Origin of the sequence: Pseudomonas sp. K5002 (genome assembly GCF_013386655.1) — a bacterium.
GTDB lineage: Bacteria > Pseudomonadota > Gammaproteobacteria > Pseudomonadales > Pseudomonadaceae > Aquipseudomonas.
Genome location: NZ_JACARK010001366.1, coordinates 1 through 443, shown reverse-complemented (window position 1 = coordinate 443; position 443 = coordinate 1). Strand labels below are relative to the sequence as shown.

The window sequence follows — 443 nt, the reverse complement described above, 5'->3', positions numbered from 1 at the left end:
CAGAAACCCGACAGCAACGGCCGCCCGCAACCGGCGCGGGATGTCGACGGCGGGCGCCCGCGCTCGACCCAGGTCTACGGCCTGCGGGAGCTGGAGCAGATCGAACCGTTCCTCGCCGACCTCTACAGCGCCTGCAAACTCCAGGGTATCCCGGCGCGCACGGCGATTTCCGAATACGCCCCGGGCCAGGTGGAAATCACCCTGGAGCATCGTAGCGATGCCCTGCAAGCCATGGACGAGGCGGTGCGTTACAAGCGCCTGGTCAAGGGCGTAGCCCACAAGCACGGGATGACCGCGTGTTTCATGGCCAAGCCGTTCGACGATCTGGCCGGCACCGGCATGCACATGCACGTCAGCCTGGCGGACCGCGACGGCAATAACCTGTTTGCCAGCGAAGCGCCCGACGGCACGCCGCTGTTGCGCCACGCGGTGGGCGGCATGCT

At 67.5% G+C, this 443-nt stretch carries 1 pseudogene; it reads left to right on the top strand.

Annotated features, from left to right (window positions below):
* Nucleotides 1-443 (top strand): annotated as a pseudogene (locus tag HX846_RS36415) (glutamine synthetase); the annotation flags it as partial.